Raw genomic sequence first — 15,443 nt, forward strand, 5'->3', positions numbered from 1 at the left:
GCCGCTTCGCCATGACGACAAGACATCGGAAGCGAGAAGCCACCATGAACCGACAAATGCTGATGACTGAGCGTTACAGCCCCGCAACTTTGCAAAGCGCAGCAATCGTTATCCTGGTCTTTTGCGCGAGCTTCGCCACATCGTACGTGCACGCTGAAGACTCGACGGGATGTCGGCGGCTTGCCGAGGTCAGCAATGGCCCCGACGACAGTTTCAGGCCGCCTCTTTCCGCCACGGTGACCGGCACAGGGCGCGCACATTTCTATTCGGCTCCCGCCTCTCAGTGCATTGAGAAACGTACGTTCCTCGTTCCCGGAGACGCAGTCACGGTCTACAAACCGTACAAGAAGTGGTATCAGGTCATGTACGTGAGCAAGACTGGCGAGGACTTTGAAGGATGGGTGGAGGAAGATCGTCTGCGTCTAGGTAGCCACCTTGGCGGCGACTAGCTGTAGCGCCTGGTGTCGAGATAAGCCGGGACAGGAGGCCACGTCATCGGCTTTCGCGGGCAATTCCCTACTCAAGAATCACTATCGCGAAAGGCCGGCTCAGGTGGCCGAATCGCGCTTCCAAAGACCCGAACATTGCCACATCGTAGAATTCAACTCTAGATAAATCCAATCCGTCGGGGGCTCAATTGGATGCGAAGCGCGTTGATAACGTTGCGGACGTGACCTTGCCAACGGTCATTCCAAATAAAAATGCAGGATTTGTCGAACTTGATCGAAAGTTCGAGGTTTATAGCGACGAAGAGTCCGCTGATGAAGCTGCAAGACGGAGCTATGTGGCCGAACTCGTCGGTCGTCAGTATCAGCTTGATTGGCAATCTCTTCTGACCCACCGGCTCGTTGTTGTTCTCGGTGAGCCGGGCAGCGGAAAGTCGGAAGAGTTGCGCTCCCAATACCGCCGCCATCCCGATAGCTTCTTCCTGAAACTCGAGCAACTGGTCACCGAAGACATCGACACCATCCTGTCGGACGAGGAGCTTGACCGTTTCAAGCGTTGGAAGGGGGCAAGCGCGTCCGCGTTGTTTTTACTGGACGCAGTTGACGAGTCGAAGCTCAAGCGCGACGACGACTTCATCATCGCGCTCGACAGGCTTAGCAAAGCGCTAGGCCCTGCTCGCTACCGGGCTCGGCTGATCATCAGTTCGAGAATCAGCGAGTGGCGACCACAGACTGACCGTGAGGCAGTTCGAGAGCGGTTTGCACCCCCTAGTGACAACAGCACGTCACATGCCGGCGACGGCGAGATTTTAGTTACGACGATGCTCCCGCTTACGGCCGGGCAGGTTCGCTTATTCGCGGAAAACAGAGGTATCCGGGACGCGCAGCGTTTTCTAGACGCTTTAGGCAAGCATAACGCATGGCCCTTTGCCGGTCGTCCACTAGACGTTTCCAACCTATATGCCTATTGGCGGGAAAAAGGAACACTGAGCGGCTTGACGGCATTGACGGAGTACATGGTCAAAAAGCTGCTTGCCGAGGTGTCAAACAAAGAGAAGAGCGACCCGCTGACAGCCGAGCGAGCGAGAACCGGTGCTGAATACCTCGCTGCCGCTGCAGTGCTATGCAAGAATCTCAAATTCGAAGTTCCGGACGATGGTCATATCTCCGACCTCAAGCGCCTTTCACCTGAACTGATTCTTCCCGGCGATTGGACGCCACATGAGAGGCGGGCGTTATTGGACCGTGCGATATTCGACTCTGAAAGTCGCGGGGCTCTGTCATTCCACCATCGGTCGCATGTCGAATATCTTGCCGCCTCCTGGATTGAGCGGCTGATGGAACACAACGGCCCCTTCGAGGCGCTGCAAGATATTTTGTTTGTCCAAGCCGACGGCGCAATGACCTTGCGCGCATCCCTAGCCCCGGTCGCAGCGTGGCTGGTCAACTCTGATGGGATGCCTTGGCGCGCTAGGTTGGCGAACCTGTTAGTGGAGACGGCACCAGAAATTCACTTTCACTGGGGCGATCCAGCGGCTCTACCGATTCAATATCGCAAGCGAGTCCTTGAAGCCATTGTGCGCAAATACCGTGGCCGTGACTATGTCGCTATCGACGTCAGCCTTGAAGCGCTGGCTCGGATCGCGGACGCCGGCCTTGCGGAAGACATCTCGACCTACCTTACTGACCGAGGCGTGTCCGATTCGCTGAAGGCCGATTTGCTGATGATCATCATGGAGGGAAAGCTTCCTGATTGCATCGACAGCGTGCTCAAGCTGTTCGAAGACGAAGAGACGTCGGAGTCCCTGCAACGCTATGCCGTCCTTGCCATTCGCGACGCGGGCACGACTGAGCATCGGCGACGACTGTCAGAGAGCTGTCAGCGACTGGAATACATTGACAATAAAACAATCGGATATCTGTTTGAGACGCTATTCCCCGCGTGTATTTCGGTGGAAGAGGCGCTCGGACTGCTACAGCGAGCGACTTCGGTCAGTCGTTATGAGATCGAGTTCTTGAACGCCGTCAAAGCTCAGTTGGCTCGGTCCTTCGATGACACGAATGCGATGCTCTTTCTGCGTGGCTTTGTCGGCATGATGGCACGCGAGCCGATGAGTGTCGCGCGACGTGTGTCGGAACAGTATCACTGGGTGTCCGAGTTGCTGCCTCTATGTCTATCGGCAGCGCTGGCTCATCCGAAGCTCTCACAAGGAGATATCGACACGATATTTGAGGCTGTGTTGTACGTCGAGCATGCCATCATGTACGACAGTCAGGGCCATGATGACGTGAAGGAACATCGAGCAAAGATACGCGATGCGTTTGCGAAGAATGCCGAGCTCCGGCGGGCGATTTTTTGGAAGCGGGTCGCACGGTACCGAACATCGCAGAACGGGAAAGAGCCTCCGAGCCACATGCTCGACCCGCACGTCAGTCTGCTGCCGTGGACATCGTCCGATGTTGACTGGATGGTCGTCGACAGTCTCGAACGTGCTGACGACCGCGATCGGAAAGTGGCCATCGAAGCAGCGCTCAGCATATTTTGGACAATGCGTAAACCGCTCCTTGCAGTGGTTTGGGAGCTCCGTCAAGTCTTTGCCCATCGAGACCTCCGGCCACTTGTGCTTAAGCACTTGCGCAATCGGATAGTCGCGCCGATTTGGCTGCGATACAACAAGTACGTAAGCAATCGTCTGCTTGATGTCCATTGGTGGACGATGCGTCGTATAGAGATTATGCGGCGGAAGAACGCAGTCAAATCGCAGTTATGGCTGTGGACCCACCTGCCCGGAGTCCGCTCCGGCAAATATCCGCTGGCTATCCGGTACCTCGTCGAACCGATGCAAGATACCGGAACGTCTCAATACGGCGTCTCGACATGGAAAAAGGTGCGCTCGAGATGGGGAGCCACGCTTACCTCCGCCGCGCAGGAAGGGTGCACCAACACCTGGAAGACGTTTTCGCCGCAGCTTCCCTATGAGCGAAAAGAGAAGAATTCGGTCGACGGTCGCGTAGTGCTCGGCCTTATTGCTCTTCAGACGGCGTGGGAGGCAGGTTGCTTGGAGATCAACCACTTCAACGGCACGGACGTGAGCCGCGCGGTGAGGTACGCCTGCAGTGAACTCAACGGGTTGCCAGATTGGTTCGAGGCTGTGGCGGATGCATGCCCCGACGAAGTCGCGAACACGTTAATGCTCGCTATCGACGCCGAATTCAAGTACCCCGCGGACGCGCCGCTTGTCCACGAGGTGCTTGCCAAATTGGCCGGAGCCAAGTCACCAACTATCGCAGCGGCCAATGCGGTACGTCATTGCCTGTCGCAGTGCGACCCGCTGAATCAGCGTGTTCTTGAACAGGCCACAACAACCCTCCTTCGAACTGGAAGCCGCTGTTACGATGATCTCTTGGCGCTCGCATCTTCACGGGTGCAGCTATACGGTGTCGGCGAGGGCCGATGGCTAACGTGGATGAGCCTATGGCTCCGATTAGACGCCATCCCAGCAGTTCGATACCTTGAAACCGCCATACAGGGTTGCAGCGCCGACGACGCTGATGAGTTAGTCATTCACCTTTGTTCCATTCTTGGCGGAAGCTACGGTACGGCATTACCCATGGGCCGCGCCTCCTTTCTCGCTCCGTCATCGCTGGCGCTTCTGATTCCTTTGGTCTGTCGCCATGTTCGTAGAACAGATGACATCGACCGAAACAACAAGGGCGCGTATTCTCCGCTGCCACGGGACGATGCCCAGGATTTCCGTGCCCGATTGTGGGAAGTTCTGCGCACCTCCGATTCTGACGAAGCCGACACGGTGCTCCAAGGCTTCCTCGACGAGGACTCGGTGCCGACGGAACGCGATTGGGTGCTGAGCATCTTGGAGACGAGAAAAGGGAAACAAGCCGATCCCGCCGCATGGCTCCCCGAGGACGTTCAAGCGTATGGCACGCACTATCGGCACCGGCCTCGCTCTGACTATCAACTGTACCAACTGGCGACGCGTCTCTTGCTGGACATCAAGGCAAACGTCGAGATTTCCGAGAATGCGACAGACCGACTGCAGGTTCGCAAGGAAGACAAGGAGGTGCACTTCCAGGGCTTCCTCAAGCGCCAACTTGACCAACGGTCGTTGCAGTGGTTCGCCGTGACGCAGGAAAGTACCATTGACCTCAACCAACGGCCCGACTTGCGCGTCGAGATTCCAGGCATCAGCGCGCTACCTGTCGAAGTGAAATTGGCGAACCTCGACCATTGGACCGCTGAAAAGCTGCTTGAGCGTCTCGAGGTTCAACTGGTTGGTCAATATCTACGTGCATCCGGTGTCAACTACGGCGTATATGTCGTCGGTAACACCGAACCCAAACGTCAATGGCAACGCCCTGGCGACAAACAACTGATCGGTTTTGCAGAGCTTGTCTCGTTGCTTCAGGCGAAAGCCGAGACGTTGATATCGGAGCGCTCACAGAAGGTCCATGGACTGAGCGTCATTGGTATTGACTTTTCGGACCCCCGAGAACGGCGCGCGTAAGCCAGCGATGCGTACGGTCGCTGATATCTTAAGAATGATTTATCTTTCAAAACGATATGCGAAGACTTCTTCGATATGCTCGCTATCTGCGCCGCCCCATGGACACCCTGCTGCGCGAGACCGATCAACGTATGACGGGCGGCCTATGGATCGGTGATCCGCCCACGCGTCTTCGTCTGGAAGATCTCACCGAAGGCATGCTGGTATTTGGTGTTGGCACTTCGGAACAGCGCGGTCCGAAAACGGCGCAAAAAATTCGCGCACTGATTGAGTACGGCTCGTCGGGTCCCTATGTCCATGTGGGCATTATCCTGTTGGACAGCGAAACGGGCTGCCTGAAGGTGTTCGAAGCTGGGGCATCCGGCGTACAAGCCTGTTCTCTCGATACGTTTCTCGGCCGCTATCGCTACATCGCCGCCTACGAACAACCCGCACTGCTGCCGAGCGGATCGATCGAGGCAGCACGTCGCTTCGCGCGCCGCACGGTCGATGTCAAAACGCCCTACTCGCGCCTGGGTGCCTTGCTCGCGCCGCTACGACAATGGCGCCACCAACGACGCGTATGGAAGTGGCCGGATAACGATCCTACGTGGTCGAGTCGGCGACATGGCGCGACCCCTCATGGACGTCGCCATTATTTCTGTTCGCAGTTCGTGATCGACACCATCCGGGCCGCCGGCGTGCATGGCTTTGAAACGAATTTTCTGAAGTCCACCTGTTACACCCCCATGATGCTCGCCGAGAGCCCCGGGCTTCTTCGATTCATCGGATTTGTTGCCGAGCGGTACGAGGTGCTCGATCCACGAGACCCTGTCATTGCGGGAACCGTCTACGCGCGCCATCCCCATCTGCGCGCCAAATGGGCCGAACCCTCATGATGTAGCTCGAATGCAGGCAGATTTGCCTGTGCGCACGTGTGAACAAATCGGTCCTCGCCGACTTCCTATTCTTTGCTGTCTGGAGTGCCTCGTTCCTGTTCACTAACGGCTCGACTTCGCTGCCCGGGCTCTCCACATGCGCGTCACCCGTCTGTCGCCTCCATCGGTCATGCACACTACCATCGGGTTCCTGATTGCGATGCCGCTTTGCACGGCGACCTTTGCCTCCGAGACCACCGTGGTCGTCACGGACCATCTCCATCCCGTGCATCATGCCGACGATGCACGCGTGATCGAGTTGGATGCTCCGTCGCGAATCGAGGCCACGCTAGCTGTTGGCTTGCCCACCGACCCACACCAGGCCGCTAGGGTAGTCCAGCAGCGCCTCAAGGATGGCAATGGCGAGTTGGCACGGCAACTCGCCGTAGCCTATCAGGGCGTAGTGGCCGCGTGGAATCTCGGCGTCACGACGGTCCCAGCCGTGATTGTCGATCGGCATTACGTGGTCTACGGCGACACGGATGTGCCACATGCGGTGGCACGAGTTAAAGCGTATTGCGAGGCGCATCCATGAAGCCCTCGCTGCGTCACGGGGTCTGGTGGAGCACAGCGATCGGACTGCTCGGCACAACGGTTTCCGCGCTCGCGATCGATACCGCCATGCTGATCTCGTCGGTGCTGTCACCCGATTGTCTCGCATGGCGCATCGTTGGCGTGTGCTACTGGTTGTCGTGCTCCGCCTTCGGTTGCACGGTGCAGACCTCCGTGAAAGTGCGCCACTACGTGCCGGACGCCGTGGTGTCGAGCTACAGCCGAACCGGTAGCAATCCGTGGACCGACGTCTCCTTGATGAGTGCATCACTACCCTTCCCGCAAGGCGGCGGCAACGGGACGACGAACCAAACCCACGAAAACAATCTCGCTGTTTTCAAGAATGCCGACGTAATCGGCCACCCCGGCATGGCGGCTTTCAGCCGTTTCGCGAGCCAGTTCGGCATGACGTGTTCTGGTGCTGGCGTACCGTTTGATCCGTACCTGCTCAGCACCCTCGATACGGTTGCCTGGCGTTACGGCATTCCCGAGAGCGTCTATCCCGAGTCGCTGACACCCGGCGTGCGCGAGATCGGCGGTCGCCTGAGCGCCGATTTTTGGGGCAGCGTCTATCCGCGCGAAGGCTTTCTGCATCAGGTCAACGATTTCAAAAGCGCCGCCGTGGTCGCGCAGCGCGCGGGCGATATCGTCACGCGCCCCGGCCAGCCGCACGTGTACCAGTCCTTGCTGGCTCAACCTTACGACGGTTACTGGCCGGCCGGCCCGCTGGTCGAAAGCGACATCCGCACCGGCAAATGGCAACCGCTGGTTCCGCAACTGTCGATGACCTGTGCGGTGTTTCCCAACGCACGGCCCGCGATGCAAGCCACTGACGGCGGTTACGCCTGGACGCTGTGGCGCCCCTATACCTGCTGCAAGCGCATGGGCCAGGTTTTTCTTGGCAGCACCGACGTGGAGTGATCGCGCCTATGAAACGACCGTCGATGTTCCCGCGTCGCCTCTCGTCCGCTCGCACGGTTGCGTTCGGTGCAACATTGGCGCTCGCCATGGCACTCACCAGCGATGCGATCGGTCAGGGCAACCCTTCTATCGGCACGTCCGGCAGCGTGCTGGGCGATGACGTGCTGTACACCATCGGCGGCGGCAGTGCGGTCGCGATGAGCCCGAGCGCGAACATGCAAAGTCTCGGTGTGGGACTCGGCTGGAACAACAACCTGATCTGCGGAAACCTCAGCCTGTCGGACACGCTGCAGAATCAGTTGAACGGCATCACCAACGGTTTCCAGACCATCATGAGCCAGGTGATCCAGAACGCCACCAGCGCGGTCGCCTCGTTGCCGGCGTTGATCATCCAGCGCGCTGATCCGGGACTCTACAACCTGCTCACCAACGGCATCCTGCAAGCGCGGCTGGACTTCGACCGCTCGAAGGCTACCTGCCGCGCGATGGCGAACAAGATGGCGGATCTTGCCGGCGGCACGCTCGGCTGGGACCAACTCGCACAAGGCCAGGCACTCAAGACTGCCGTCTCGAACACGCAAGATGCCGTAGCCGCGACCGAACAGGCCGAAAGCCAACGCGGCAACGCGGGCGTACCGTGGATCGGTGGCGGCAACGCGGGCGGTGCCGGCCAGTCGTCGATCAAGGTCGTCGGCGATGTCACGCGGGCGGGCTACAACCTGCTGAATGGCCGTGCCATCACCGACACCTCGTCCATCGATGCCAGCACCTGCGGCAACCGGCTCACCTGCACCACCTGGAGCTCGCCCGATGCCGCGGCGACATGGGCAACGCGCGTGCTCGGCGAGCAGGAGGAACGCACGTGCGACAACTGCACGAGCACGCAAACCACGCCGGGTGTCGGCCTCACACCGCTGATCCAGGAGGAATACGACGCGAAGCTGAAGGCACTGCAGGACCTGATCTCGGGCGCCAAGACCACCACGTCCGATAACCTGCAGGCGGCCGGCAGCGACGCGTTACCGATCACGCGTGGCGTGATCGAAGCGCTGCGCGATGAACCCGATCAGTCGGTACTGACGCAACGTCTCGCGTCGGAAGCCGCGCTTTCCAGCGTGCTGGAAAAAGCCCTGCTGCTCCAGCGCACGCTGCTCACCGGCAGCAAGGAACCGAACGTCGCCGCGAACCAGTTGGCCGAACAGGCGATCACGCAGAACAACGACACGCTGGAACGGGAGATCACCAACCTCAAGAACGAGCTGGACTTGCGACGCGAACTCGCAGGCAACGCCACCGCGTGGATCGTGGCGCGGCAATACACGCGGGGCGAAGGGTCGCGGGGCATCTTCCAGGGCGATACGGTGCCGAACCGGCTCGACCGGTTGCAAAAACCCGCGAACAGCTCGAAGGGTACGGGACCGTGATCATGCGAACACGTCACTGGCCACGTATCGGCAGCTCACTCGTCACCGCACTGGCGATGTTGCTTGCGATAACGGTCGTGATGATCGCCATCCACGCGGTCGGCGTCCGTATCGTGGGCAACGTTGCCGCCTGGCAGCGCTGGTTGCACATGCACGCGTGGATCTTCAGGCTCTGGCGGCTCGCACTCTACGTAGCGATCCTGCGCGGCTGGTGGTGGATGCGTACGCGCGTCCACCAACGCGATCGTTCGCCTGACGCACGGCGCCGACTGATGCGCGCCGAAATCGCCGCCGTGTTTGCCATCGTCCTGACGGAACTCGTCGCCCTGCGCGATCCGGTTTGAGCGAGTAACGCCATGATGCTCACCACCACCGATTACCTCGAGTATTACCTCACCCTGGTGGGTTGGCTCGTTCACAACGGCATCTGGAACGTGCTGGTGACCAGCGGCGTGTTTGCCCTGCCCTTCGCCGCCATCGTGATACAGGAATGGCTGCGCGCACGCGGCGAAGGTGCGGACGAAGGCAACAAGGGCGTACTGTCGGCGCTGCGCATCGAGAACCGAGTGTATGTCGCGATCGTCGTGATCGTGTTTGCTGGCATACCCTTCGTTCCCGTCAATCTCAACACCCTCCAGTTCGATCAGACGCGATCGCAGCAATGCCAGGTCGATGCGCCAAAGCCGGCCAATACCGGTTGGAATACGGTCTTCACGACGCTCAACAACCAGAGCGCCCGCGTGCCGGTGTGGTGGTTCTTCATGCACGCGCTATCGAAAGCGATCACCGGCGCCGCCGTCGCATCGATTCCCTGCGGCGTGGACCTGCAGCAGATCCGCATGGACATCGACAGCACACGCATCAACGATCCGGTGCTGACACAGGAAGTGGCCGATTTCACGCACGACTGTTACGGGCCAGCGCGTGCGAAGCTGTTCATGAATCGGCCCACGTTGAACGACGCACAGATGGACGAAGTGAACTGGATCGGTTCGAACTATTTCGTGAATACGGCGGGCTACTACGACAATTACCATTCGAGTACTCCGCGCACCGCGTGGCCCTACGATGCAACCCGTGATGCGGGGCTCGCGCAAGTCGCCTCCGGCGGCGGCTACCCGACGTGCCGGCAATGGTGGTCGGATGCCGGCATCGGGCTGCGCGCGCGATTGCTCCAGCAGGTCGATGCCGATCTGCTGACGCGAATCGGCCAATGGGCAGGATTTCTCAGCGCCGCACAGGTTGACGACGACGTGATTCGCACGATCGTCGCGCCGCGCCAGCAGGTGCTCAGCCAGGGACAGGTCTACACGGATTACGGCGGACAGATCGGCAAGACCTTGCCGAATGCCATCACGCGCGGCGCGGGCGATCTGGGCCTCACGGTCGGCTCGTTAGGATTCTTCCCGGCGATGGACGTCGTGCGGCAGGCGTTGCCGATGGTGCTGTCGTTCCTGAAGATGGCGTTCGTGATCTGCTTGCCGCTCGTGCTTGTCATCGGCACCTATGATCTCAAGGCGGTGGTCACGGCAAGCTGCGTGGAATTCGCGCTGTTCTTCCTGGACTTCTGGTTCCAGCTCGCGCGCTGGATCGACAGCACGATTCTCGATGCGCTCTACGGTCACGGTTCGCCGCACGAATCCTTCAATCCGCTGATGGGGCTCAACAACGCAATGGGCGATATGCTGCTGAACTTCGTGATGGCGGCGATGTTTCTGGTGTTACCGGCGTTTTGGGTTACGTCGCTGGCATGGGTCGGCGTTCGTGCAGGAAATTTCGCGCAGATGCTTACCGCAGGGACCGACGATTCCAAATCGGCGGGCAGCAAAGGTGCTGGTGCTGCGATGAAAATCGTGAAATAGCCGACGTGCTCATTCGTCGTCTTGCGAACCCGGATCAATACGGGTATCCCCACGATACAAACCGTATCCGCTGAGACCGTTACGCCACTGTGGCCTTTCTTCGTCGGAAGTGTCGTCCGCATGCTGAGCCAACCACGCGGCGACAATGGCAAAGACTACAAGCAGCGCCAACCAGAACGCCGCGTAGAACACAGCGACGAGCACAAGCAGCTTCACAGCCCACGACACCATTTTCGCTGCGCCGACGGGCAATCCCTGCATGGTCAGCCATGCCAAGGCGCGACGATCCTGTCGTGCCAGCCAGCGCCACGTTTGCCCAGCCCACTCGCCGAACCGGTGAGCCCAGGACGGTCTCGATGGGGTGGTCATGGTGGTTTCCCTCCAGGAATGGGGTCGTTCCGCCGTGGGTAGAACCCGCCGTTTCATCATAGGTTATGAACTGGAACGGCGCGTGACTGGCTCTCGACAGTCTGATTAGATTTCGTCGTGAAAATATAGTTTCCTTGGATTTATCCGTCAACTTTCAATCAACCGATGCCCATCCGATTAGAACCTGTCGTAAAATTCGCTCATGGAGCGACTTCCCCGACATCAGCTAATCAAGCGTCTGCAGACGGGCGTACCCCGCGGTGCGCCGTTCGATCTTGCTGCGCTGAACCAGCTCGGGGTGTCGAACCAGCTCGCCGCCCGGTACGTGAGCAGCGGCTGGCTGGTTCGTCTGGCATCCGGGGTGTACGCCTTTCCCAACGATGATTTCAATCTCCACGCCACGCTCCGGTTCCTGCAGCAGCGTGTTCCTGGCCTGCACGTCGGCGGCAAGACGGCCCTTGCCTGGCAGGGAGTGCGGCACCAGCTCGGGCGGCGAGAAACCCTGGTGCTGTGGGGCGATGAGCGTTTCGCGCTGCCGACATGGTTCACCAGCCGTTTTCCAGCGCGCTACGTGTACGCGCGTCTGTTCGACTGGGCCGATCCCTCCCTCGCCACCCGAACGCTTGTCACGCCGCCCGATGTGCCGGACGACGTTCAGGTCGCAGTCCCCGAACGCGCGGTGCTCGAACTCCTGTATGACGTGGGCGTTCGCGAAGGCCTGGAGGACGCCCATGCAGTATTCGAAGGCCTGCGCAGTCCGCGCAAGGAACTGCTCGGCCAGTTGCTCGCCTGCTGTACCAACGTGAAAACCGTTCGGCTGTGTCTGACCTGGGCGCGCGAGACCAATCTGCTCGATGTCGATGCATTGCTTGCTCAGTTCCAGCTTCCCACCGGTAGCGACCGGCGTTGGATGAGCCGGCTTCCCGACGGCACGCTGCTCGTACTGAAACCCCATGGATAAATTCTTTGCCGACACCGTCCGGCTGCTGCTGCGCATCGCACCGGACGTCTTTGCCAACGATCTCTTCGCAATGAAGGGTGGCACCGCCATCAACCTGTTCGTGCAAAACATGCCGCGTCTGTCCGTCGACATCGATGTCGTCTATGTGCCTCGGCAAACGCTGCGCGACGAAGCGCTCGCGGCCATTCAACGGGAACTGGCTGCCATCGAACAACGACTGGCTCCGCAAGGACTGCGCACGCGCCTCGTCGGTAGCAAGGATCTCAGCGATACCAAGCTCATCGTCGAAAACGAAACCAACCAGGTCAAGATCGAAGTCAACACCGTCTTTCGCGGCAGCGTCCTGCCCATCGAACGGCGCGCGTTGTGTGCGCGAACGACCGAGCAATTCGCAACGGAACTGGAGTTGCCCGTGCTCGCGCCCGATGAACTCTATGGCGGCAAACTCGTTGCGGCCCTCGATCGCCAGCACCCCCGTGATCTGTTCGATGTCTGGCAACTTTATCAATCGGGCGGGCTGACCGAAGGCATGATCGAGTGCTTTGTTGTATATGTCGCTGGCCACAATCGACCCATCCATGAAGTGCTGTTTGGCCGCGACAAGAACATCACGCGCGACTACGACGGCGGCTTCGTCGGCATGACCGAGGTACCTTGCAGCCTGGACACCCTGCTGGAAACCCGCCAGCGGCTGCGACAGGAACTGCCGGCGCACCTGACGCCCGCCCAACGACAATTCCTGCTTGGCCTGGCGCGCGGTGAGCCGGACTGGTCTTTTCTCGCCGTTCCTCACGTTGCCGAACTGCCTGCGCTTCGCTGGAAGCTCGCGAATCTCGACACCTTTCGTCAACGGCGCCCGGTCGTCTTCGCGCAACATGTCGAAGAACTCGAAGCTGCCTTTGCCCGCCATTGAGATCGAGGGAAAACGGCATCCGCGCGCCCAAAAATGTGTAGCGAACGTGAAGCATGGTGATCGGCATCGATCTTTGCCGTCATGGCTAACAAAACGCTGAGACGAGTGATATCAGCCTCAACATGCCCCCTGGTACAGTCTGCGCTCCCGGTAGGCAACTACCATTCCACCAAGAAGGGGAAGCGCATGTCCTGTACTCACGGAAGCCTTTCACGCACGCTCGCACTGGCTGGATGCATGGCGATCGGCATGACCTCCGCTGCATTCGCACAGACCATCACGCCTGCCACGGGCTTGGGGCAATCCTGGCCCAACGCGACGGATCAAAGCCGCAGTCCCCACTGGCACGTCTACGTGTTTCGCTTGAATGGCATCAAGTATGTCCAGATCAACGATCTGAACGGGACCGTGCATGCCGCCGTTGGCACGGCGGGAGGGACTTCGGTGGTATTGCCCATGGGCACCGACGCGCCCAACGTACGCACGGACGCTGCGCCTGCATCGAACGCCACACAGACCGTCTTTCGCGATAGCACGACCACCGTTACGGCGTCGCCTCAGAGCAGCGGCACGACCGTGTTCACGGTCGCAACGATCTGCCAGGACCCGTATAACTGCGGTGGCGGCGGTAGTCCGTAAGAGTGTTCAGTGAACCCACAAGCGCAGCGGCTCCGGTTCACCCCCGGAGCCCTCGACATCCTGCTGCACGTCGTAAAGCAGCATGGTCATGCGGACACCGTTCTTCATCGCGCGCTCGTGCAATGTGCCGTCGAAGATGCGCGCATGCGCGTGCAGTTGGTCGACGTCCAGTACGCTGGCGCCGAGCTTTGTCGCAATCTGCTTGCGGTCCGTCGACCGCACCACGGCGTTCGCAATGCGGTCGTCGTCGTACGAACCTTCCACGCGCAACACCAGCCAGCGCTTTCCGCGCGTTTCACCACCCCGCAACGTCACACTGACACGCGAGCACGCCAGTCGCCTCGTGATCAGCACGACCCCTTCGCAGGCACTTCGATACGCCGCACCCAGCACCGACGTCGACATACGGGCGAAGCCACGTCCGCTGATCACGCAGCGGTAAGCAATCCCCGCTTCGTCCAAGGCGCGTGCAATCGTTTGACTCAGCGCCGCGGGTAATCCCCTGTCTCTCCATGCCACCGGATGCAAAGTTTCCGCGAGGGCGTATACGCGTTGCTGCGTGTCGGCCAGTTGCCGCTGGTACGCATCCATGTCCGAACTGGGCACGACCCGGCGCAGTTGCTGCATCAGACGGCTGTTGATCAAATACAAACTGCCGGCAAGATATTCCAGCGCCTCGGACGTCTGTCGTCGCCGCTGCTCAGCCACCCGAAGGCCCTGTCTCGCCATCCGCTGAAGATGGATGCCCTCACGTCGCTTGAGCTCATCCTGCCGCAACTGGACGCTGATCCGCGCACCCGTGGCCATGAGGCAGGTAATCGCGAGCGCGATGAACGCCTGCGCTTCCAGGATCCGCGGATCAGGACGCGACTCCGTCGTGAGGCATGTACTGACGACGGCGAGGGCTCCGCCAACGACCGCCGCACGCCAGCCGTATTTCAGGGTGAACCACGCCACCGGGAGAAACATGGCCATCCGTGCGATCTGCCGCATATCGTTGTCGCCGTGAAGACTGACCACCGACAACACGGTGATCGATGGCACAACGAACAAAGCCACATCGATCGCCATTCGACTGGAGACGACGCGGTGCAGTCGGCTCATCCATCCCTCAGCACAGGCATCCAGCTTCATCATCAGCACCACCGGCACCGTCCCGAGAATAGCGATGTAGTTGCCGATGAAATACCCCACCGCCATCACGGGTCTCGCGTGAAAGGATGCAGTGTGAATAAACGAAATCGCCAGGTAGCTGTAGACCGTCCCGATCATTGTCACCGTCAACACACATAGCATCAGGACTTTCATATCGACGAGATGCGGCGCCGGGAACAATCGCAGCTTACGGCGACACCACGCCACGACGGGCATCGCGAGCAGGATCGGTGGAATGCAACGGACACTCACGAATGCGAGTCCATACAGGTCCCGACAGGACCACACTTCGTACGCGTTCGGCAAGGCCTCGGCGAGAAGAAGCGCCGGCCAGTAGCGGAATGGCATCACCAACAGACAGGACAGACGCAACCCGGATCGAAGTGCCCAGTGACCATCCGAGACGGGATGCATGGCGATGTAGGTCAACGCGTATCCCATCGCGACGGCGAGCTGCTTCAGCCAGCCGCGTCTCCACCCTCCATTCCCCATTCCGTGCCCCTTTGGCGAGATGTGGTGATGCCTGAAGTGTTCCCCGGTCAGGCCGTCCGGATATCGGCCCATTTTTCAAATCTTTGAATGGGGGGCGTGAAATTTTCGTGGTGATGCCCTTGGCGCGACCGTGTCACCGCCCCCATCGCACGCGTCCACACCACCGATCCACCAACAAAATGGGCGGCCCCGATGCCGACTTTCTGCGGCATGTTCTACAGATTCAGATGTATCTCCAAATGGCTGCGGCAAGGGCGAAAAGGCCAAGG

13 protein-coding genes are annotated in these 15,443 nt (G+C 59.9%); 11 read left to right on the forward strand and 2 right to left on the reverse strand.

Translation table 11 applies throughout. The features are described from left to right. The first annotated feature begins 56 nt into the window (after positions 1-56). From WT26_RS14465 to WT26_RS14500, 8 genes are all read left to right on the forward strand, one after another. On the forward strand, positions 57-449 hold the full coding sequence (locus WT26_RS14465) for a hypothetical protein (RefSeq protein WP_080485661.1): 393 nt from the start codon (positions 57-59) through the stop codon (positions 447-449). A gap of 188 nt (positions 450-637) precedes the next feature. Further along, the gene (locus tag WT26_RS14470) at positions 638-4,969 is read left to right on the forward strand and encodes a hypothetical protein (protein WP_069273143.1); all 4,332 of its coding nucleotides are present in this window, start codon (positions 638-640) and stop codon (positions 4,967-4,969) included. A 98-nt stretch (positions 4,970-5,067) separates the two neighbouring features. Then, on the forward strand, positions 5,068-5,847 hold the full coding sequence (locus tag WT26_RS14475; RefSeq protein ID WP_069273144.1) for a hypothetical protein: 780 nt from the start codon (positions 5,068-5,070) through the stop codon (positions 5,845-5,847). 169 nt (positions 5,848-6,016) lie between these two features. Then, positions 6,017-6,421 carry a TIGR03757 family integrating conjugative element protein gene (locus tag WT26_RS14480; protein ID WP_069270706.1) on the forward strand — a complete coding sequence of 135 codons (405 nt, stop codon included), beginning with the start codon at positions 6,017-6,019 and terminating at the stop codon, positions 6,419-6,421. Next, positions 6,418-7,359 (forward strand): TIGR03756 family integrating conjugative element protein, encoded by a 942-nt coding sequence (locus WT26_RS14485; RefSeq protein WP_069270355.1) that lies wholly within the window; start codon positions 6,418-6,420, stop codon positions 7,357-7,359. The genes WT26_RS14480 and WT26_RS14485 overlap by 4 nt, the downstream gene beginning before the upstream one ends. Before the next feature lie 86 nt (positions 7,360-7,445). Beyond that, on the forward strand, positions 7,446-8,783 hold the full coding sequence (locus tag WT26_RS14490; RefSeq protein WP_069270356.1) for an integrating conjugative element protein: 1,338 nt from the start codon (positions 7,446-7,448) through the stop codon (positions 8,781-8,783). Between the two features lie 2 nt (positions 8,784-8,785). Beyond that, entirely contained in the window at positions 8,786-9,127 is a 342-nt protein-coding gene (locus WT26_RS14495; protein WP_069270357.1) for a hypothetical protein, read from the forward strand. A 12-nt stretch (positions 9,128-9,139) separates the two neighbouring features. Next, positions 9,140-10,645, forward strand: coding sequence for a conjugal transfer protein TraG N-terminal domain-containing protein (locus WT26_RS14500; protein WP_069270358.1), 1,506 nt, complete (start codon positions 9,140-9,142; stop codon positions 10,643-10,645). Between the two features lie 9 nt (positions 10,646-10,654). On the opposite strand, the gene WT26_RS14505 is transcribed toward WT26_RS14500, so the two are convergent. Then, positions 10,655-11,074, reverse strand: a complete 420-nt coding sequence (locus WT26_RS14505; protein WP_335622450.1) for a DUF3742 family protein — start codon at positions 11,072-11,074, stop codon at positions 10,655-10,657. 142 nt (positions 11,075-11,216) lie between these two features. Here WT26_RS14505 and WT26_RS14510 point away from each other — a divergent pair, with 142 nt between their 5' ends. The 3 genes from WT26_RS14510 (at position 11,217) to WT26_RS14520 (ending at position 13,527) form a co-directional block, all read left to right on the forward strand. After that, on the forward strand, positions 11,217-11,975 hold the full coding sequence (locus WT26_RS14510) for a type IV toxin-antitoxin system AbiEi family antitoxin domain-containing protein (protein ID WP_069270360.1): 759 nt from the start codon (positions 11,217-11,219) through the stop codon (positions 11,973-11,975). After that, positions 11,968-12,888 (forward strand): nucleotidyl transferase AbiEii/AbiGii toxin family protein, encoded by a 921-nt coding sequence (locus WT26_RS14515; protein WP_069270361.1) that lies wholly within the window; start codon positions 11,968-11,970, stop codon positions 12,886-12,888. The genes WT26_RS14510 and WT26_RS14515 overlap by 8 nt, the downstream gene beginning before the upstream one ends. 237 nt (positions 12,889-13,125) lie before the next feature. After that, a complete protein-coding gene (locus WT26_RS14520) occupies positions 13,126-13,527 on the forward strand; it encodes a hypothetical protein (protein WP_069270362.1) in 402 nt (133 codons plus the stop codon). 6 nt (positions 13,528-13,533) lie between these two features. On the opposite strand, the gene WT26_RS14525 is transcribed toward WT26_RS14520, so the two are convergent. After that, positions 13,534-15,246, reverse strand: coding sequence for an MASE1 domain-containing protein (locus tag WT26_RS14525; RefSeq protein WP_069270363.1), 1,713 nt, complete (start codon positions 15,244-15,246; stop codon positions 13,534-13,536). Between the last annotated feature and the right edge of the window lie 197 nt (positions 15,247-15,443).

Source organism: Burkholderia cepacia, assembly GCF_001718835.1.
Lineage (GTDB): Bacteria > Pseudomonadota > Gammaproteobacteria > Burkholderiales > Burkholderiaceae > Burkholderia > Burkholderia cepacia_F.